Source organism: Kitasatospora sp. NPDC091335, assembly GCF_044757205.1.
Lineage (GTDB): Bacteria > Actinomycetota > Actinomycetes > Streptomycetales > Streptomycetaceae > Kitasatospora.
Genome location: NZ_JBIVUM010000003.1, coordinates 67,145 through 86,551, shown reverse-complemented (window position 1 = coordinate 86,551; position 19,407 = coordinate 67,145). Strand labels below are relative to the sequence as shown.

General features: G+C 74.7%; 16 protein-coding genes. 11 read left to right on the top strand and 5 right to left on the bottom strand.

The genetic code is table 11. The features are described from left to right. The first annotated feature begins 68 nt into the window (after positions 1 to 68). From ACIQOW_RS09090 to ACIQOW_RS09070, 5 genes are all read left to right on the top strand, one after another. Positions 69 to 1,031: an ATP-binding cassette domain-containing protein gene (locus ACIQOW_RS09090; protein ID WP_401081592.1), complete on the top strand. Its 963-nt coding sequence runs from the start codon at positions 69 to 71 to the stop codon at positions 1,029 to 1,031. Beyond that, entirely contained in the window at positions 1,028 to 1,876 is an 849-nt protein-coding gene (locus ACIQOW_RS09085) for an ABC transporter permease (RefSeq protein ID WP_401081589.1), read from the top strand. Before ACIQOW_RS09090 ends, ACIQOW_RS09085 begins: the two co-directional genes overlap by 4 nt. Positions 1,877 to 2,112: 236 nt before the next feature. Next, positions 2,113 to 3,459 (top strand): sensor histidine kinase, encoded by a 1,347-nt coding sequence (locus tag ACIQOW_RS09080; RefSeq protein ID WP_401082849.1) that lies wholly within the window; start codon positions 2,113 to 2,115, stop codon positions 3,457 to 3,459. Then, positions 3,456 to 4,133 carry a response regulator gene (locus tag ACIQOW_RS09075; protein WP_401081586.1) on the top strand — a complete coding sequence of 226 codons (678 nt, stop codon included), beginning with the start codon at positions 3,456 to 3,458 and terminating at the stop codon, positions 4,131 to 4,133. Before ACIQOW_RS09080 ends, ACIQOW_RS09075 begins: the two co-directional genes overlap by 4 nt. 146 nt (positions 4,134 to 4,279) lie before the next feature. Next, positions 4,280 to 6,337, top strand: a complete 2,058-nt coding sequence (locus ACIQOW_RS09070; protein ID WP_401081583.1) for a histidine kinase — start codon at positions 4,280 to 4,282, stop codon at positions 6,335 to 6,337. Positions 6,338 to 6,474: 137 nt separating this feature from the next. Here the strand turns inward: ACIQOW_RS09070 and ACIQOW_RS09065 are convergent, their stop codons facing one another. Beyond that, complete coding sequence (locus tag ACIQOW_RS09065; protein ID WP_188296715.1) at positions 6,475 to 6,678, bottom strand: hypothetical protein; 204 nt, start codon at positions 6,676 to 6,678, stop codon at positions 6,475 to 6,477. 323 nt (positions 6,679 to 7,001) lie between these two features. On the opposite strand from ACIQOW_RS09065, the gene ACIQOW_RS09060 reads away from it, so the two are divergent. Continuing rightward, positions 7,002 to 7,619 carry a TetR-like C-terminal domain-containing protein gene (locus tag ACIQOW_RS09060; RefSeq protein WP_188296716.1) on the top strand — a complete coding sequence of 206 codons (618 nt, stop codon included), beginning with the start codon at positions 7,002 to 7,004 and terminating at the stop codon, positions 7,617 to 7,619. A gap of 149 nt (positions 7,620 to 7,768) precedes the next feature. Here the strand turns inward: ACIQOW_RS09060 and ACIQOW_RS09055 are convergent, their stop codons facing one another. From ACIQOW_RS09055 to ACIQOW_RS09045, 3 genes are all read right to left on the bottom strand, one after another. Then, positions 7,769 to 9,133, bottom strand: coding sequence for an FAD-dependent oxidoreductase (locus ACIQOW_RS09055; RefSeq protein ID WP_401081579.1), 1,365 nt, complete (start codon positions 9,131 to 9,133; stop codon positions 7,769 to 7,771). A 199-nt stretch (positions 9,134 to 9,332) separates the two neighbouring features. Beyond that, on the bottom strand, positions 9,333 to 11,573 hold the full coding sequence (locus tag ACIQOW_RS09050) for a glycoside hydrolase family 3 C-terminal domain-containing protein (protein WP_401081576.1): 2,241 nt from the start codon (positions 11,571 to 11,573) through the stop codon (positions 9,333 to 9,335). A gap of 67 nt (positions 11,574 to 11,640) precedes the next feature. Beyond that, entirely contained in the window at positions 11,641 to 12,918 is a 1,278-nt protein-coding gene (locus tag ACIQOW_RS09045) for an MFS transporter (protein ID WP_401081573.1), read from the bottom strand. Positions 12,919 to 13,026: 108 nt separating this feature from the next. Here ACIQOW_RS09045 and ACIQOW_RS09040 point away from each other — a divergent pair, with 108 nt between their 5' ends. Next, entirely contained in the window at positions 13,027 to 13,719 is a 693-nt protein-coding gene (locus ACIQOW_RS09040) for a TetR family transcriptional regulator (protein WP_401081570.1), read from the top strand. On the opposite strand, the gene ACIQOW_RS09035 is transcribed toward ACIQOW_RS09040, so the two are convergent. Then, entirely contained in the window at positions 13,712 to 14,299 is a 588-nt protein-coding gene (locus tag ACIQOW_RS09035; RefSeq protein WP_401081567.1) for a TetR/AcrR family transcriptional regulator, read from the bottom strand. The genes ACIQOW_RS09040 and ACIQOW_RS09035 overlap by 8 nt on opposite strands. A 291-nt stretch (positions 14,300 to 14,590) precedes the next feature. Here ACIQOW_RS09035 and ACIQOW_RS09030 point away from each other — a divergent pair, with 291 nt between their 5' ends. From ACIQOW_RS09030 to ACIQOW_RS09015, 4 genes are all read left to right on the top strand, one after another. Next, complete coding sequence (locus tag ACIQOW_RS09030) at positions 14,591 to 16,264, top strand: FAD-binding dehydrogenase (RefSeq protein WP_401081564.1); 1,674 nt, start codon at positions 14,591 to 14,593, stop codon at positions 16,262 to 16,264. A gap of 206 nt (positions 16,265 to 16,470) precedes the next feature. Continuing rightward, positions 16,471 to 17,121 (top strand): helix-turn-helix domain-containing protein, encoded by a 651-nt coding sequence (locus ACIQOW_RS09025; protein WP_401081561.1) that lies wholly within the window; start codon positions 16,471 to 16,473, stop codon positions 17,119 to 17,121. A 274-nt stretch (positions 17,122 to 17,395) separates the two neighbouring features. Next, positions 17,396 to 18,634, top strand: a complete 1,239-nt coding sequence (locus ACIQOW_RS09020) for a styrene monooxygenase/indole monooxygenase family protein (protein ID WP_401081558.1) — start codon at positions 17,396 to 17,398, stop codon at positions 18,632 to 18,634. Between the two features lie 154 nt (positions 18,635 to 18,788). Beyond that, positions 18,789 to 19,313 carry a hypothetical protein gene (locus ACIQOW_RS09015; protein ID WP_401081555.1) on the top strand — a complete coding sequence of 175 codons (525 nt, stop codon included), beginning with the start codon at positions 18,789 to 18,791 and terminating at the stop codon, positions 19,311 to 19,313. The last annotated feature ends 94 nt before the right edge of the window (positions 19,314 to 19,407 follow it).

Genomic DNA, 19,407 nt, shown 5'->3' with positions numbered 1-19,407 from the left:
GCCTCCGCACTTAGCGTGTAAGGCGAGGGCGGCCGGGACGGACCGGCTCCGGAGCACCGAGGTGAGCGATGATCGAAGCACACCAGCTGACGAAGCGGTACGGAGAGAAGACCGCCGTGGACCGGCTGGACTTCACGGTCCGGCCGGGGACGGTGACGGGCTTCCTCGGGCCGAACGGCGCGGGCAAGTCCACCACGATGCGGATGATCGTCGGGCTGGACGCGCCCACCGGCGGTTCGGTGCGGGTGAACGGCCGCCGCTACGCCGAGCACGAGGCGCCGCTGCAGGAGGTCGGCGCCCTGCTGGAGGCCAAGTCGATCCACCCGGGCCGCTCCGCGTTCAACCACCTGATGGTCCAGGCCCACACCCACGGCATCCCGCGCCGCCGGGTCGACGAGGTCGTCGAGCTGACCGGACTGTCGTCGGTGGCCCGCAAGCGTGCCGGGGCGTTCTCGCTCGGCATGGGCCAGCGGCTCGGCATCGCCTCGGCGCTGCTCGGCGATCCCGCCACGGTGATGCTGGACGAGCCGGTCAACGGCCTCGACCCCGAGGGCGTGCTGTGGATCCGCAACCTGCTCACCTCGCTCGCCGCCGAGGGCCGCACCGTCTTCGTGTCCTCGCACCTGATGAGCGAGATGGCCCTGGTCGCCGACCACCTGATCATCGTCGGACGGGGCCGGCTGCTGGCCGACACCACCGTGCAGGAGCTGGTCCGCCAGGCCGGCGGGGACGTGGTCAAGGTGGTCAGCGCCGATCCGGCCCGGCTGCGCACCGCGCTGGCCGGCCCGGGTGTGGAGGTCACCGGCCGGGCGGGCTCGGAGGAACTGCTGGTCGCCGGGCGCACCGCCCGCGAGATCGGTCTGGCGGCCGCCGGGCAGGGCATCGCCCTCTTCGAGCTCACCCCCCGGACGGTCTCCCTGGAGGAGGCGTTCATGGACCTGACCCGCGATGCCGTCGAGTACCACGGCACCACCACCGCCGAAGCTGCCGCCACCGCCGTCGGTACCGAGAGCCCGAGGAGCGTGGCATGACCACCATCGCATCGAGCCGGGCGTCCGCGTCCGCCGACCCGAGGCCGGCGCGTCCCGCGTACAAGGTGACGGCGCTGCGGGTGCTGCGCTCCGAGTGGGCGAAGCTGTGGTCGCTGCGCTCCACCTGGATCACGCTCGGGCTGGCCCTGCTCTTCCTGGTCGGCTTCGGGCTGATCGCCGCGTACCAGTTCAGGTCGCGGATGACCTCGGGCCGCCCGATGGACCGGGACTTCGCGGGCGCGAGCACGCTGAGCCTGTCGCTGTTCGGCACCAACTTCGCCCAGCTGGCGCTCGGCGTCCTCGGCGTGCTGGTCGCCGCCGGGGAGTACTCGACCGGCATGATCCGCTCCACCCTGGCGGCCGTGCCGCGCCGACTGCCGGTGCTCTGGTCCAAGGCCGCCGTGTACGGGCTGATCGCGCTGGTGCTGGGCACCGTCGGGGCGTTCGCGGTCTTCACCGCCGACAGCGGGGTCCTCTCCGGGACGCGAGCGGCGATGACCCTCTCCGACGCCGGGGTGGTGCGGGGCCTCGCGGGCGCCGGGCTCTACCTGGCGCTGGTCGGCGTGATCGGCGTCGCGCTCGGCGCGCTGCTGCGCTCGGTGGCCGGCGGCATCGCCGTGCTGGTGGCCACGCTGATGCTGGTCCCCGGGCTGACTTCGCTGCTGCCCAGCTCCTGGCAGAGCCACCTCAGCCCCTACCTGCCCAGCCACGCGGGCGAGGCGATGTTCGCCCTGCACCACGACTCGGCCACGCTCTCGCCGACGGCCGGACTGGCCGTCTTCCTCGGCTGGACGGTCCTCGCCCTCGGCGCGGCGGCCGTTCGGCTGGTGCGCACCGATGCCTGAGAGACCCGGTGACGCCTGAGAGACTCGGTACCGAGGACATCCGCCGCGGCGCCGGGAGCAACCGGCGCCGCCCGCACGACCACGACGCCCGGCCGACCAGGGAGGTGCCACCGGTGAGCGAGCACACCGCCACCCCGAGCCCGTTCGCGGCCGCCGGCCCAGCGGTCGCAGGCTCAGCGCCCACCGGCCCAGGCGCCGTCGACACCGCGCCCGCCGGCCCAGCGGCCGTCGACACGGTGGCCGCCGACACCCTGTCCGGTCACCCGCTGCTCGCCCGCCTGGCCCGGTTCAACCAGCGGCTGCGGCAGGCGGACCGTGACCACCCCTGGGCGCTCGACGCCGCGGTGGTGGTCGTCGCCTTCCTGCTGTTCTGCCTGCCCGACCTCCTCCCCGCCCACGCCCAGGGCGGGCCGCGCGAGCACCGGATCGTGCTCGCCCGGCTGCCGCTGCCGCAGACGCTCGCCCTGCAAGCGGGCCTGGTGCTGCCGCTGCTGTGGCGCCGCCGCCGGCCCACGGCGGCCTTCGCCGCGATCATGGCCGTGTTCGTCCTGCAGTGGTCGCTGGACGTCGGCCTGCGCGCCGACGCCGCCCTGCTGGTCGCCCTCTACAGCCTGGCGCTGCACGGTCGGCTGCGGCACCTGGCGTGGTCCTGCGCGGCCATGGCGGTGGCCGTCGCCCTGGTCGCGGTGGCCGTCTCCGGTGGCGGGCTGCCGGTCGGCGACGCGCTGTTCTTCCTGTTCAGCGCCGCGACGGCGGCCGTGGCCCTGGGCATCGCGGTGCGCGTCCGGCGCGCCCAGCTGGCCGGGCTGCGGGAGCGGGCCGCCCGGCTGGAGATCGAGCGCGACCAGCGCAGCCGGCTCGCCGCCGCCACCGAACGCACCCGGGTGGCCCGGGAGATGCACGACATCATCGGCCACAACCTGTCCGTCATCGTCACCCTGGCCGACGGCGGCGCGTACGCGGCGCAGGCCGCCCCCGAACGCGGCCGGGAGGCGCTGCTGCTGATCGGTGACACCAGCCGGCAGGCGCTCGGCGAACTGCGGCGGATGCTCGGCGTGCTGCACGACCAGGGCGGCCAGGCAGCCGACTACACCCCGCAGCCCGGCATCGCCGACGTCGACGGGCTGTGCGCCCGGATCCGTGCCGCCGGCCCCCAGGTGGTGTACACGGCCTCCGGTGCGCTGGACCGGCTGGACCGCGGCGTCCAGCTGATGGCCTACCGCATCGTCCAGGAGGCGCTCACCAACACCCTCAAGCACGCGGGCCCCGAGGCCCGGGCACACGTGACCCTGACCGCCGACGCCGAGCGGCTGCGGGTACGCGTCGCGGACACCGGCCCGCCCGGGGGTTCCCGCTGGCACGGGCGCACGGACGGGTACGGCCACGGGCTGGCCGGGATGCGCGAACGCGCGGCCCTGTACGGCGGCACCGTCACGGCGGGCCCCGCCCCCGGCACGGGTTGGACCGTCGAGGCCGTCCTGCACCTCACCCCGGGCCCGGACCCAGGCCTCGACTCCGCCCCCGGCCCGGACTCCGTCCCCGGCCCGGTTTCCACCCCCGACCCGACAGGCGGCCCGACGTGACCACCGTCCTCATCGTGGACGACCAGCCCTTGCAGCGCTACGGCTTCCGCATGCTGCTGGAGAGCCAGCCCGACACCGAGGTGGTCGGCGAGGCGGCCCACGGCGGCGAGGCCGTCCGGCTGACCGCCGACCTGCGCCCCGACGTCGTCCTGATGGACATCCGGATGCCCGGCATGGACGGCATCGAGGCCACCCGCCACATCGTCGCCAGCGGCGGGCGCTCCCGCATTCTCGTGCTGACCACCTTCGACCTCGACGAGTACGCGCACGCCGCGCTGCGCACCGGGGCCAGCGGCTTCCTGCTCAAGGACGTCCGCCCGGAGGAACTGCTGGCCGGCATCCGCGCGGTCTCCGAGGGGGACGCCGTGGTCGCCCCCGCGGTCACCCGGCGGCTGCTCGACGCCTACGCCCACCGCCTGCCGGTCCGCCCGCCGGGTGCCGCGCCCGCCGCGGACCCGCGGCTGGACGCCCTGACCGACCGCGAGCGGGAGATCCTGGTCGCCATCGCCCACGGCTGGTCCAACAGCGAGATCGCCCAGCGCCTGGTGCTGGCGGAGTCGACCGTGAAGACGCACGTCAGCCGGGTGCTGTCGAAGATCGCCGCCAGGGACCGCGTCCAGGCCGTGATCTTCGCCTACGACCGCGGCCTGACCCATCCCAACCCGCCGGTCTGACGGCCGGGCCGGCCGGTGGGCGCGGGCCGTCGTCGGGCCGCGGCACGCATCCTGAGCCGGTCACGGGGCCGCTGCCTCATGCGTCCGGGACAACGGGTGGAGCAGTCTTCAACCATCCGGACTGGCCCGGTGACGAGAGGGCGGACATGGCTGCGGAGAGCGCGCGAGGAGCCTGGTGGCGGCCGCGGTCCGGACCCGCGGAGCGACACCTGACCGCGGCCGGGCTGTGCGCCCTCCTCTGCCTGGTGGCCGGCGGCCTGTGGGCCGGGTACGTGGTGAGCCACCTCGGCGTCGCCGGGATCTCCTCGCCCGCCCGCCTCCTGCCGGTGCTCGGCTACGGCCTGGCCGCCGTCGCCGGCGGGGTGCTGCTGCACGCCCACCGGCCCGGCAACCAGCTCGGCTGGGTGCTGCTCGTGTACGGGACGGCGCTGATCGTCCCGCTCGCCGCCCAGGCCCCGCTCTGGGTGGAGGGGGGAAGTCCGGGCGTGGTCGGGGCCATGGTGGTCCTGGTGTCGGCGGGCTACGCCGTCAGCGGCCCGTTGTGGCACGCGCTGCCGCTGTGGCTGCCGTACGGGACGCTGCCGAGCAGGCGGTGGTGGCCGGCGATCGGGGCCGTGGGCCTGTGGCGGCTGGCCCCGGCCTGCTTCTCCTTCTCCGAGCCCACCGTGTTCGGGCAGCCCAACCCGTTCGCCGGCAGCGCCTTCGCGAAGTGGCTGGGGGCCCTCAACGACCGGCTGTACGACGCCCAGCTCGCCGTGTTCGTCGCGCTGGCCGTCCTGGTGGTGCTCGTCCCGCTCGCCCGCATCCGCGGGGTGTCCGGGCGGCGCCGACAGAACGTGCTGATCGCCCTCGGGGTGTACCTGCTGTGGGGCGGGGCCGAGTTCGGCGACTACTTCGACCAGAGCACGGTCTCGTACATCGCGTTCGCACTCACCTCGGCGCTGTGGACGGTCACCCTGGCCGCCGTCGTGGTCAGGGACGGGTCCTGGCGGCTCGACCGGGCCGCCCGCAGGGTGCTGGTCGGCCTGCTGGTGGCCGCCGGGCTGGCCGTGGTGTTCGTGGTGGTGGCCTGCGTGCTGTCCACCATGCTGATGCCGGGCCACGGCCTCGGGGCGCTGACGGTGGTCGCCGCCGTCTTCCTGCTCGCGATCGGTCTGCCCCGGGGGGTGCGCTGGGCCTCCGGCGTCGTGGACCGCTGGTACTACGGCTCGCGCGCCCAGCCGTACCAGGTGCTGCGCAGCCTGGCGGGGCGGGTCAGCCAGACCGTCGACCCGCAGGAGGTGCCGGGCGTGCTGTGCCGCACCGTCGGCGACGAACTGCGGCTTCCTGGTGTGGAGTTGACCGTCTCCACCCGGGGCGGTGAACGGTCGCTGGCCGCCGTCGGGGAGCTCTCGGGCAGCGGCGAGGCCTTCCCCCTGGTCCACCGCGGCGCCCGGATCGGACGGCTCACCGTCGCCCCGCGCGAGGGCCAGCGGGTGCTCGACCACAGCGACCGCGACATCCTGCGCTCGCTCGCCGACCAGGCCGCGCCCGCCGTCGCCTCGCTCCAGCTGACGGAGGACCTGCGGGCCAGCCGTGAGCAGATCGTCGCGACCCGCGAGGAGGAGCGCCGCCAGCTGCGCCGCGACATCCACGACGGACTCGGCCCGATGCTGGCCGGGCTGCGGCTGCGCCTCCAGGGAGCCGCGGCGGTGGACGACCCGACGCTCTACTCCAGTGTGCTGGACCGGGTCGCGGACGACCTCGCCTCGGCCGTCCGGGAGGTCCGGCGGATCACCGACCGGCTCGGGCCCACCGCGCTGGGCGACTACGGGCTGTCCCGCGCGCTCGGCCGGCTCGCCGAGACCTTCAGCGGCCCCGACCTCGTCGTCAGCACCCGGCTGGAGCCCGACCCGCTGCCTGCGCTGCCCGCCGCCGTCGAGGTCGCGGTCTACCGGATCACCGCGGAGGCGCTCAACAACGTGCTGCGCCACGCGCGGGCGAGCAGCGCCACGGTGGTCGTCCGGGTGGACGCCGGGCGGCTGGAACTCGACGTCGAGGACGACGGGACGGGCGCCGGCCACGGCCTTCCGGCGCAGCCGGGGGTGGGGCTGCGGTCGATGTCGGAGCGGGCCGCGGAGATCGGCGGCAGCTGCACCGTGGACGCCCTGGGGCACGGCACCCGGGTGCACGCGGTGCTGCCGCGCCGGCCCGCGGGCGGCTGAGCGGGCAGCGCCCGAACCGCGGGGCGCCGCCCAGCCGGTCCAAAGGTGAGAAGGCCCCCAGGGCAGGAAAGGCCCCCGGCGCGACGGGCGTCGGCCGGGGGCGGGGCGGGGCTCCGAGCGGAGCGGCGGAGAGAGGGTCAACAACGGTCCGGAGGTGTGCAGCGCCTGGCGCTGAGCTCGGCGGGGGCGACGCCCGCACTGGGCTCGGGGAGCGGTCGCGCTCCCTCGGCGCCCGCGAGCAGGCATCGGCACGCCCGGATGGCAGCGCCGGCGCTCACCGCGGCGAAGGCCGCGGCGGCACCGGCGGCGGCCAGTGCCGTACTGGCCTTTTTGTCGGTCATGGGATCCTCCACGAGGGCTTCCGCAGGCCTTTCCGCTTCGACCTGCTCCTCCATGCCACCGCCTGTGCCGCCCCAGCCGCATGGGGCGATTGTCCTGTCCCGGTCCTGTTGTGAATCGAACACCGGATCGGGTCGGATCGTGCGGAACCCGGACGGTAACCGGAACGGGTTCGTTCACTAACATCGAAAGTGGCCCCCGGCGATGTCCGTGAGATAGGAAATACATTCACCACCGCGCGCCCGGTCCGGGATTTCCCGGAGATCGCGGGCGAATGCGTGGCGCGACGGGATCGAGGAAGGGCGACGGAAGAAGGTGCGCAACCATGACCGCTGAGACGGATGCCGGGCACGGACCGGCGTCGGGCGCCCCGCTGCGGCGGCGCGGCGAGGCGCTGGAGAGCGCCATCTACGAGGCGGTCCTCCAGCAGCTCACCACCGACGGCTACGCCCGGCTGACCATGGAGGGGGTGGCCGCCGCCGCGCAGACCGGCAAGGCCGCGCTCTACCGCCGCTGGTCCTCCAAGGAGGAACTGGTCAAGGACGCGCTGCGGGCCAGCCTGCCGCCGTCCGGCCCGGCCCCCGACACCGGCAGCCTGCGCGGGGACCTGCTGGAGGTGGTCACCAGGCTGCGCGGCGCGATGTTCAGCGAGCTGGGCGCCGCGGTGCGGGCCGTCATGAGCGAACTCGACAACCAGCGGGCGCACGCCTTCGTCGAGATCGTGCTGGAGCGGGTGGTCGAGCCGACGACGGCGCTGATCGCCGAGGTGCTGGACCGCGGCACCACGCGCGGCGAGGTCCGTCAGGGGGCGGTCACCCCGCTGGTGACCGACCTGGTGCCGGCGCTGATGCTGTACCGGATCAAGCTGTGCGGCGGGGACCCGGTGCAGCTCGATCCGGCGGAGATCGTGGACGAGCTGCTGCTGCCGATCGTCCGCCCCTGACGAGGGCACCCCGGGGGTGCGGTGGGACGATCGGCGGCGGCCACCGGATTTCCCGGTGTCATCGTCGGCCGAAATCCCGCGGGTCGGGTTCCGGAGGGAATTCCCGCGGGATTCGGCGCGCCGACGGAGGGAGTCCGGGCCGTGCCGGCTCAGGCCCCGCTGTGGCGGAGCATCTCCTCGCGCTCGACGACCTTGACCCGCTCGCGCTGCTCGGCCTCGCCGAGCGCGCGCTCGTGGGCGTCCAACTGCTTCCAGCCCTCCCAGGTGGTGAAGCGGACGCCCTGGGCGCGCAGGTGCTCCTCGACCGCGGCCGGGTCGGGCTCGACGGCGCCGGGCAGCCGGTCGGCGGCGTGGTCGTCCAGCAGGCAGGCGATGGTCTCGTTGGCGTCGCCCTTGGTGTGGCCGATCAGGCCGACCGGGCCGCGCTTGATCCAGCCGGTGACGTAGGTGGCGGTCCGGTGCGCGCCGTCGCCGTCCAGGACCCGGCCGGCCTGGTGCGGGACGGTGCCCGAGGCCGGGTCGAAGGGCAGCTTGGGCAGCTCGTCGGAGTAGTAGCCGACCGCGCGGTAGACCGACTGCACGTCCCAGTCGGTGAAGCCGCCGGTGCCGCGCACGTTGCCGGTGCCGTCCAGCTCGGTGCGCTCGGTGCGCAGGCCGACCACCCGGCCGTCCTCGCCGAGGACCTCCACCGGGGACTCGAAGAAGTGCAGGTACACCCGGTGCGGGCGGTCGCCGACGTCGCGGATCGCCCACTTCTCCAGGGTCGCGGCGACCAGGTCGACGTGCTTGACCGAGCGGCGCTCGGCGATCGAGCCCTCGTCGTAGTCGATGTCCTCGGGGGCGACGATCACCTCGACGTTGGGGGAGTGGTCCAGCTCGCGCAGCTCCATCGGGCTGAACTTGGCCTGGGCCGGGCCGCGGCGGCCGAAGACGTGCACCTCGACGGCCCGGTTGCGGCGCAGGCCCTCGTACACGTTCGGCGGGATCTCGGTGGGCAGCAGCTCGTCGGCGGTCTTGGCGAGGATCCGGGCGACGTCCAGGGCGACGTTGCCGACGCCGAGCACGGCGACCTTCTCGGCCTCCAGCGGCCAGGTGCGGGGCACGTCCGGGTGGCCGTCGTACCAGGAGACGAAGTCGGCGGCGCCGTGGGAGCCGTCGAGGTGGATGCCGGGTATGTCCAGCGCGCGGTCGGCCATCGCGCCGGTCGAGAACACCACGGCGTCGTAGAAGCGGTGCAGGTCGTCCAGGGCGAGGTCGGCCGGGTAGTCGACGTTGCCGAAGAGCCGGACCTGGGGCTTGTCGAGCACCTGGTGCAGGGCCGTGACGATGCCCTTGATGCGCGGGTGGTCGGGCGCGACGCCGTAGCGGATCAGACCGAACGGGGCGGGCATCCGCTCGAACAGGTCGATCGAGACGCCGGGCGCCTGGGCGGCGTCGGACTTCAGCAGGGCGTCGGCGGCGTAGATGCCGGCGGGGCCGGCTCCGACGATCGCGACACGGATCGGGCGGGGCATGACGGATGGTCCTCCGGTCGGGCGCGGCGCAAGGTGGTCTGAACCTTTGTAGCAAACCGCACGGCTGACCTGCGAAGTAGGTCGCGTTGATCTATGGGGTCATAGAGATGACCTATGGCCACGGGGCCGGTCCCCGCGACTGCCGGGACCGGCCTGGGGGAACGGCCAGCGAGGCCCGCGCGCCCGCGGGGTGGCGCCGCTACCGGTCCTCGCGTTCGGCCGCCGCGGCGACCAGGGCGCGGACGTGGTCCGGGGTGACACCGAGGCCGAAGCCGGTGAACTTCCGCAGGGGCACCTGGGCGGCGGCCTCCAGGAGCCGGGCGTCGCTGTCGGCCAGGGTAGTGGCGAACGGGAGCGAGGCCAGGTGTTCGGTGAGGAGGGCGCCACCGGTCGGGTGGGCCAGCCACTCGCCGAGGGAGGACATCTCGGTCAGCGGGTCGAGGATCTCGTCGCCGGGCGTCCACAGCGGGGTGCGCAGCCGGATGTCGCGCGAGGAGGCGCCCACCTCGACGGTGAAGGCGCCGGGATCGACGCGCCAGCCGCCGCGGGCCGTCGACCACCGGGCGAGGTCGCGGCCGGTGAGGCGGAACTCGGCCCGGTCCGACCGCCCCGGCTCCAGCCGGAGTTTGGCGAAGCCGCGCAGTTCGTGGCGCGGCCGGGTCGGCCGTGGCTCGTCGAAGGCGAGGTAGAGCTGGACCACTTCGGCGCCGGCGCGGGAGCCGGTGTTGGTGACGGTGGCGCGGACGGTCCAGGCGTTCTCCCCGGTCTGCTCCACGTCCAGGTGGTCGTACCGGAAGGTGGTGTAGCTCAGCCCGTGCCCGAAGGGGTAGGCGACGGGGAGGTCCAGGGTGTCGTAGTGGCGGTAGCCGACGTAGCGGCCCTCGCCGTACACGCTGTGCCCGTCCTGCCCGGGGAAGTGCAGGTGGGAGGGCGTGTCCCGGAGGCGGAGCGGGATGGACTCGGTGAGCTTGCCGGACGGGCTGTGCGCGCCGAACAGCAGGTCCGCCAGGGCGCTGCCGCCGGCCTGGCCGCCGAGCCAGGCCTCCAGGACGGCCGTCGCGTCGTGCTGCCAGTCGGCGACCGTCACCACCGAGCCGTTGGCCAGGACGACCGCGACCCGGGGGCAGACGGCGGCCACGTGCCGCAGCAGTGCGAGCTGCGTGGCGGGCAGGTCGAGGTCGGTGCGGTCCAGGCCCTCCGTCTCGGCGCTGTCGGGGAGGCCGAGGAACAGCAGCGCGGTGTCGGCCTCGGCGGCGAGGGCCACCGCCTCCGCGGCCATGGCGGCGTCGGGGGTGCCGTCCAGGGTGAAGCCGGGGGCGAAGGCCAGCGTGACCTCGGGGCCGGCCTGGGCCCGGAGCGCGTCCCAGGCGGTGTCGAGCCTGGTGGGGGTGACCCGGGAGCTGCCGTGGCCCTGGTAGCGGGGGGTGCGGGCGAACTCGCCGAGCACGGCGATCCGTTGACGGGCGTGCGGGTCGAGCGGCAGCAGCCCGCCGTCGTTCTTGAGCAGCACGGCGCCGGCGCGGGCGGCCTCACGGGCCAGCTCGTGGTGGGCGTTTGCGTCCCAGGCGGCGAGGTGCTCGGCCCGGTCCACCCGGTCGCGCAGCCGCAGCACGCGCTCGGCGGCGGTGGCGACGGCGGAGGCCGCCAGCCGGCCCTCCTCGACGGCGGTGACGATCTCCTGGTCGGTGCCGGTCGGCGGCATCTCCAGGTCGAGCCCGGCGGCCAGGGCGGCGACCCGGTCGTTGACGGCGCCCCAGTCGGACATCACCAGGCCGTCGAAGCCCCACTCCTCGCGCAGCACCCCGGTCAGCAGGCCGCGGTGGCGGCTCGCGTGGACACCGTTGACGCGGTTGTAGGAGCACATCACGGTGTACGGCCGGGCCTCGCGGACGATGTGTTCGAAAGCGGGCAGGTACAGCTCGCGCAGCGTCCGCTCGTCCACGTCCGCGCTGACGCGCATCCGGTCCGTCTCCTGGTTGTTGACGGCGAAGTGCTTGACGCAGGCGCCGATCCCGAGGGACTGGATGCCGGTGACGACCGCGGCGCCCATCCTTCCGCTCACGTGCGGGTCCTCGGAGAGGTACTCGAAGTTGCGGCCGCACAGCGGGCTGCGCTTGATGTTGACGCCGGGCCCGAGGATGACGTCGACGCCGAAGGCGGACGCCTCCCGGGCGAGGGCCGCGCCCACCCGGTGCGCGAGGCCGGTGTCCCAGGTGGAGCCGAGGGTGACGGCGGGCGGGAAGCAGGTGGCGGGCAGGCTGGCGGCGAGGAAGGAGACGCCGGGGCCGTCCCCGGCGGGGCGGCGGATGCCGTGCGGCCCGTCGGAGAGGGTGAGCGCGCGGACCGCGTCGCGTACCGGGGTGGTGGTCCAGGCGGTCGCGCCCGAGGTGAGCGAGGCCTGTTCGGCGAGGCTCAGTGCGGAAACCCGGTCGGAGGTCATGGTGGTCCTGTTCTCGCGCTGGGGGATGAGGGGTGGGGGTGGAGATCGGGGAGGGCGGCGGCCGCCGTCAGCGGACGCGGCGTACGGGCAGGATGGCCAGGCCGCCGCCCAGGGTGACGGCGATGGCGAGCACGAACAGGGCGGAGTACCCGAACGCGGGCACGACCGCCCCGGCGACGATCGGCGCCAGCACCTGGGGCACGGTGTTGGCGAGGTTGAGGAACCCGAGGTCCTTGGCGCGGCTGTGCGCGTTCGGCAGGATCTCGGAGACGATCGCCTGGTCGACGGCGATGAGGCAGCCGAAGCCCAGCGAGGCCAGGACGGTGAAGAGGAGGAAGGACCACAGCGCGGGGGCCACGGTGAGCGGGACGAGCCCGACGGCGGCGAGCGCCGCGGCGGCGAGGACGAACGGCTTCCGGCGCCGCACCCGGTCCGACAGTGGCCCGGACACCGCCACCGCCGTGCCGGCGGCCACGGCGATGATCAGCCCGCCGATGGTGACGACCGTGCCCGCCTCCCGGGTGGAAAGGCCCAAGTGGTCGGTCAGTACGAACAGTTGGTAGACCAGTACGAGGTGGATGCCGAGCATCGCCAGCAGCCGGCTGATCAGCGCCCAGAAGCAGTCGGCGTCCCGGGGCGGCAGCAGCGAGCGCAGCAGGCCGCCGCGGACCGGTCCGGCGGGGCTGTCCGCAGGGGCGTCGTCGAGGCTCGACCGGTCGGGGGCGAACCGGACGAAGGCCAGGGCGCCGAGGACGGCGAGCCAGGGCAGCCAGCGCAGCCCCTGCTCCGGGTGGGTCACCAGGAGGCCGCCCGCCACCGCTCCCAGGCCCTGGCCGAGCAGTTGGCCCAGACCCGCCCACGAGGAGGCCCAGCCGAGCCGCTCGGCGGGGACCCGGTCCGGCAGCACCGCGTACAGCGCGGCGAGCATGGCGTTGAGGCCGGTCTGGAAGCAGACGGTCAGTGCGAGGAGCGCGGCGAAGCCGCCGGCGGCGGACATCGCGGAGACGGACAGCGCGTAGGCGACGGCGCCCGCCAGGATCCACGGGTTGCGCCGGCCGTGGCGGGAGCGGGTGTGGTCGGAGAGGAAGCCGAAGACGACCACGGCGAGGGTGGAACTGAGGGCGCCGGCCGTGGCGGCGGCGCTGTAGTGGGCGAGTTTGGTGTCCGGGTCGATGCGTTCGAACAGCGCCTGGAGCAGGGTCCAGCCCGCGGTGACCGGCAGCATCCAGCCGAGGTGGGCGATGCCCAGCAGTGGGCCGAGACGGGGTGCGGGGGCCGGGGCCGGGGGTGCGGGTGGCCCGGCCGCGTCCGCGGGTGGGGGGAGGTGGGTGGGGGCGGGGCGCACGGACGGCTCCTTTGCCGTGGCTGTGGGGGTGCGGTCACCATAGCCTTGGAAACCTTGATGCTCAATGTTTTGGAGCCGGGGCCCGCCGGGCGCTCGTAGAATCCGCTCATGACCAAGCCCAGGGGCCCCTACGCCAAGACCTCGGCGAAGCGGCGGCAGATCATCGACGCGGCCCTCGCCGCCTATGCCGAGGCGGGCAGCCGCAAGGTGTCGGTGCGGGACATCGCCCAGCGCGTCGGGATGACCGACGCCGGGGTGCTGCACCACTTCGGCGGGCGGGAGGCGCTGCTCACCGCGGTCCTCGCCGCCAGGGACGAGGCCGCCGCGGAGCGCTACGGCGCGCTGGAGGAGCGCAGCGCCGAGGAGAACCTGAGCATCCTGGCCGCCAACGCCTCGACTCCCGGCCTGGTCAAGCTGTTCGTGGACCTGGCCGCGGCCGCCGCCGAGCCGGAGCACCCGGCCCACGACTACTTCGGCGACCGGTACGACCGTCACCGTCGTCAGCTGGCCGTGCAGCTCGCCGGAGCGGCGCGCGCCGTGGGGCCGAATGCCGAAGGGCCGGATGCCGCAGCCGTGGGCAGCGGAGCCGTGGGTACCGAAGGGCCGGACGCCGAAGGAGCGGGCACCGAGGCGCGGGAACGGGCGGCGTGGGCGGCCCGCATCCTCATCGCCGCGGCGGACGGGCTCCAGCTCCAGTGGCTGCTCGACCCGCGGATCGACATGGCCGACGACATCCGCCGGCTCGCCGACGCGCTGCTGGACCGGCCGGCCGGCCGCCCCGAGGACCGTCCGGTCAGCTGACCGGGCCGAGCAGCGCCCGCCACCCGCGCCGGACCAGCTGCGGCACGTCCACCGACGGGTCGTTCAGCCACTGCAACTGCGCCCCCTCGACGAGGGCCAGGAAGGCGGCGGCCGTGAAGTCCGCGTCGAGACCGGCGTCCACCGCGCCGTCCGCCTGCCGGGCCTCCAGGTGGCCGCGTACGGCGGCGCGGAACCGCCCGAACCGCTCACGGAAGTACGCGTGGGCGGGGTGCCCGGGGTCCAGCGCGGCGGCGGCGAGGTGGACGTACAGCCGGGCCCGCGCCGGGTCGGCCACGTTGGCCGCCATGGCCTGGGCCATGAACTCGCCGGGATCGGCGTCCCCCGCGAGCGCGTCCCAACGCAGCGCCGCCCGCTCGTCGGTGCTGCGCAGGACCTCGGTGAGCAGCTCGTCCTTGGACGCGAAGTGGTGCATGAGCCCGGTCAGGCTCACTCCGCTCTCCCGGGCGATGGCCCGCAGGGACGTCCCGCGCTCGCCCTCGCGGGCGAACACCTCGAACGCCGCCGCCAGGGCGCGGTCACGCTGCGCCCGTCCCTTGGGCGTCGAGCTGCGGTTGGCCATCCGGGAAGTCTAGGGCCCCGCCCGGTGACCCCTCGGGAGGTCTTGTCGCGAAAAACCGAACGCTGTACTGTTCCGGTCACCCGCCCGCCCCGAAGCACGACGGCGGAGCCGCGGTCCACCCGCCAGGACGGCATCACGAGGGCCGGGACGGCCTTCGGCACGGCGGCAGGGCGCCGTGGCCGGCCGCCTTCGGCAGCCTGACCTCCCCCGTCCCGACGGCCGCCGGCCGGGCCCGCGCCCACCCGCCCGCGCTCGCGCCGAGCCCGGGACGGCACCGACCCGAGGACACCCATGGACACTGACACCATCATCGTCGGCGCCGGCCTGGCCGGACTCGCCGCCGCCCACGAACTCACCTCCCGCGGACGCAAGGTGATCCTGGTCGACCAGGAGAACGCCGCCAGCCTCGGCGGCCAGGCCTGGTGGTCCTTCGGCGGCCTGTTCCTGGTGGACTCACCGGAACAGCGCCGGATGCGCGTCAAGGACTCCCTCGACCTCGCCTGGAACGACTGGCAGGGCAGCGCGCAGTTCGACCGCCGGGACGACCAGGACCTCTGGGCGGTGCGCTGGGCGCGTGCGTACGTCGAGTTCGCCGCCGGGGAGAAGCGCTCCTGGCTGGCCGGGCACGGGCTGCGCTTCCTGCCCACCGTCGGCTGGGCCGAACGCGGCGACCTCAGGGCCGACGGGCACGGCAACTCCGTCCCCCGCTTCCACGTCACCTGGGGCACCGGCACCGGCGTGGTCGAGCCCTTCGCCCGGTACGCCCGACAGGCCGCCGCCGACGGGCTGCTGACCTTCCGCCACCGCCACCGCGTCGACGAACTCGTCGTCACCGACGGTGCGGTGACCGGCGTACGGGGCCGGGTGCTGGCCGCGGACGACTCGGCGCGCGGCGTGGCCACCACCCGAGAGGAGACCGGGGACTTCGAACTCTCCGCGCAGGCCGTCGTGGTGGCCGCCGGCGGCATCGGCGCCAACCACGACCTGGTCCGCGCCCACTGGCCCGCCCGCCTGGGCACACCGCCCCGGCACCTGGTCACCGGAGTCCCCGCCCACGTCGACGGGCGGATGCTCGGCATCAGCGCCGACGCCGGGGCGCGGCTGGTCAACGGCGACCGGATGTGGCACTACACCGAGGGCCTGCACAACTGGAACCCCGTCTGGCCCGGTCACGGCATCCGGATCCTGCCCGGCCCCTCCACGATGTGGTTCGACGCCCTCGGCCGCCGGCTGCCCGAGCCCTGCCTGCCCGGCTACGACACCCTGGGGACCCTGCGCCACCTGCGCACCGCCCCCGGGCTGGCCGGGTACGACCACTCCTGGTTCGTCCTCACCCAGAAGATCATCGAGAAGGAGTTCGCCCTCTCCGGCTCCGAGCAGAACCCCGACATCACCGCCGGGGACCGCCGCGCCTTCGTGCGCGAGCGCCTGCTCGGCAAGGGTGCGCCCGCCCCGGTCGAGGCGTTCAAGCGGTACGGCGAGGACTTCGTGGTCGCCGCCACCGTGGAGGAACTGGTCGCGAAGATGAACGCGCTGACCGACACCCCGCTGCTGGACGCCGCGGCGGTGCGCCGCCAGATCGAGGCCCGCGACCGGCAACTGGCCAACCCCTACAGCAAGGACGCCCAGGTGCAGGGCATCCACAACTCCCGCCGCTACCTGGGCGACCGCCTCGGCCGCACAGCCGCCCCGCACCGGCTGCTCGACCCGGCCGCGGGCCCGCTGATCGGCGTCAGGCTGCACGTGGTCACCCGCAAGACGCTCGGCGGCATCCAGACCGACCTCTCCTCCCGCGCGCTCGGCGCCGACGGCACGCCGGTGCCGGGGCTCTACGCGGCGGGGGAGGCGGCCGGGTTCGGCGGCGGCGGCCTGCACGGCTACAACGCGCTGGAGGGCACCTTCCTCGGCGGCTGCCTGTTCTCCGGCCGGGTGGCCGGCCGCGCGGCGGCGGCGGCCACCGCCTGAGCGCGGGGTGGTCCGCGAAGGCGAGCCGGGCCGGTACGGTCTCCGGCCCGGCCGGGGCCGCCTCCGCGGCGGCCCGGCCGGTCGTACCGACACGCACGGGCCGTGCTGTTGCTCGACTTGGCGCAGGGCGGGCGATTGGATGGCTCCGCCCTGGTCAACGCCCGGACACGGCCCGACGGCCCCCGGCAAGCCGAGGAGTCACCACCGTGAACGACACCCCCGACCCCGCCGCCGTGGCCCGCCGGATCGCGGAGAGGCGTGAGCAGCTGGGCCTCAGCGAGGAGGCCCTGGCCAACCGGGCCGCGATGGCCCCCACCTACCTGCGGTGCCTGCTGGACGCCGGGCCCGGCTTCGACCCGGCGGGCTTCGTCCGGATCGCCGCGGCGCTCGACAGCACCCGCGGCGAGCTGCTGTCCGGCCGGGCCGACGCCCCGCCCGGCCAGGGCGGCCCGGGCCCGCGGCCCCGGCTGCTCGACCTCACCGAGCCGGAGTGCTGGCAGCTGGTCGGCACCCACGGCATCGGCCGGATCGCCCTGCCGGTCGAGCCCGGTCCCGTGGTGCTGCCGGTCAACTACGTGGTGGACCGGGGCTCCTTCGCCTACCGCACCGGGGAGCAGAACGCCACCGCCCCGGAGGAGGGGGCCGCGGTCTCCTTCCAGGTCGACCACATCGACGAGTACCTCGGCCGCGGCTGGAGCGTGCTCGTCTTCGGCCCGGCGCACTACGTGGACGACCCCGCCGAGCTCGACCGCCTGAGCGGCCTGCCCGGCGCCGCCCCCTGGGCCGGTGGTGAGCGGCCGCGCTGGGTGCGGATCCGGCCGGAGGAGATCAGCGGCCGGCGGCTGGTCACGGGGTGAGCCGGCCGGCTTCGCCGTGCGTCCCGGCACCTGCGCGTCCTGTACGCCGCGGGCCTGCTCGCCCGCGCCCGGGACGGCCGCCATGTGCTGTACCGCCGTAGTGCGTTGGGCGATCGGCTGGTGGCAGGAGGGCCCGGTGGCGGGGGGTCGTGACGGCGTCGGCGGGCCGTCGGCACGGCCCGTGGACGGGAGCGGTGATGCCTGGTATGCAGGCCGGTGGCGGCAGGGTGGCACGGGCCGCCGTCCGGGACGTACCACCAGGAGAGCAGGGGCGATGCGCAGAGTTCTGATCGTCGGCGCCGGACAGGCCGGACTCCAACTGGCCCTGGGGCTCCAGGCCCACGGCTACGACGTGACGGTGCTGACCGATCGCGGCCCGGAGGAGGTGCGCGGCGGGCGGGTGATGTCCTCCCAGTGCATGTTCGACTCCGCGCTGCGCACCGAGCGCGCCCTCGGGCTGGACCTGTGGGCCGACCGGGCGCCCAGGATCGAGGGCGTCGGGGTGTCGGTCGCCGGGCCCGGTTCGGAGCGGGTGATCGACTGGGTCGGGCGGCTGGACGGCTACGCCCAGTCCGTCGACCAGCGGCTGAAGATGTCCACCTGGCTGGAGCTGTTCGCCGAGCGCGGCGGGCGGGTCGAGCTGCGCCGGGTGACCGCCGCCGACCTCCAGAACCTGGCCGGTTCGTACGACCTGGTGCTGGTCGCCTCCGGGAAGGGCACGCTGGCCTCGCTGTTCGAGCGCGACCTCGTGCGCTCCCCGCACGAGCGGCCGCAGCGCGCGCTGGCCGCCGCCTATGTGCACGGGCTCGGACCGCGCCCCGAGCACGACTTCCGGGCGGTGCGCTGCAACGTGGTGCCGGGCGTCGGGGAGTTCTTCGTGATGCCGGCGCTGACCGCGGACGGGCCGTGCGACATCCTGCTCTGGGAGGCCCAGCCCGGTGGTCCCGTGGACGCCTTCGACGGGATCCGCGACCCGGCCGAACACCTGCGGGTGACACTGGAGTTGATGAGGACCTTCCTCCCCTGGGAGTACGACCGCACCCGCTCCGGCGTCGAACTGACCGACGCGGGGGCGACGTTGGCCGGGCGGTTCACCCCGGCGGTACGTCACCCGGTCGGCGAACTGCCCGGCGGCGGCGCGGTGCTGGGCGTCGCGGACGTGGTCGTGCTCAACGACCCGATCACCGGCCAGGGGTCGAACTGCGCCGCCAAGTGCGCGGCCGGCTACCTGGAGGCGATCCTCGCCCACGGCGACAAGCCCTTCGACCGGGAGTTCCAGCAGGCCGCCTTCGACGACTTCTGGCGGATCGCCGGCCCCGTCACCACCTGGACCAACGCGATGCTCGCCCCGCCGCCCCCGCACGTCCTCCGACTCCTCGGCGCGGGAGGGCGGGTGCAGGCCGTGGCCGACCGGTTCGCCAACGGCTTCGACGACCCGGCGGACCTCGGCGACTGGTTCCTCGACCCGGCGAAGGCCGCCGCGTACCTGGCTTCGGTCACGACAGATCACTGAATGGTCAAACTCTTCTCAAGTCCGGTACGGAAGCCCGTCGATCATGGTGGGTTCTTCTCGCTCCCTCGCCGAGGGAGACCTCCGGCCCGCGACGACGGGCCGCGGGAGCGGTACGGACACCAGGAGCAGAGCGTTGACGGTCGACGGGGGCAGCATGGCCCAAACTGTGATCGACACGGCGTACAACGAACGCAGGAGGCTGCACAGCGGCCGTAGCCGGACCGTCGCCGTGGTCCTGTTCGGCCTGCTGATCGCCCTCGGCTTCTTCCTGGCCCTGGCCGTCGGCAAGGCGGACCCGGACACCCCGCCGACCTGCGACGGCAAGACCATGACCCGGCACAGCGAGTGCCGGATCTGGTCCAGCCGGGGCGGCGGGGGCACCTACTCCTACGACGAGATGATCGACCGTCGGGAGTCCGGGAGCGGGGTGTGGCGGGTGATCGGCTTCGGTGCCGCGGGCCTGGGCGCCGTCCTGATGGCCGTCTCGATCGCCAAGCTCAACCCGAACCGCCCCTGGGGCGGGCCGGTCGGCGCCGCCTGCCCGCGCTGCCGGGAGCCCAACCTGCGCGAGAAGCACACGACGCACAGCGTCACCCGGGGCCGCACCACCCACCGCTACAGCGGCATCGTCACCCTCTGCACCCCGGCCTGCGGGTTCGCCACCATCCGCCAGGGCTGACCGGCGCCGGGGTCCGTAGGGCGCGGGGCTGGACGCCTCGGGTTCGTGCACATCGGGCCCTCGGCCCCGAATAGGCCGTCCGGCTCCCACCGGC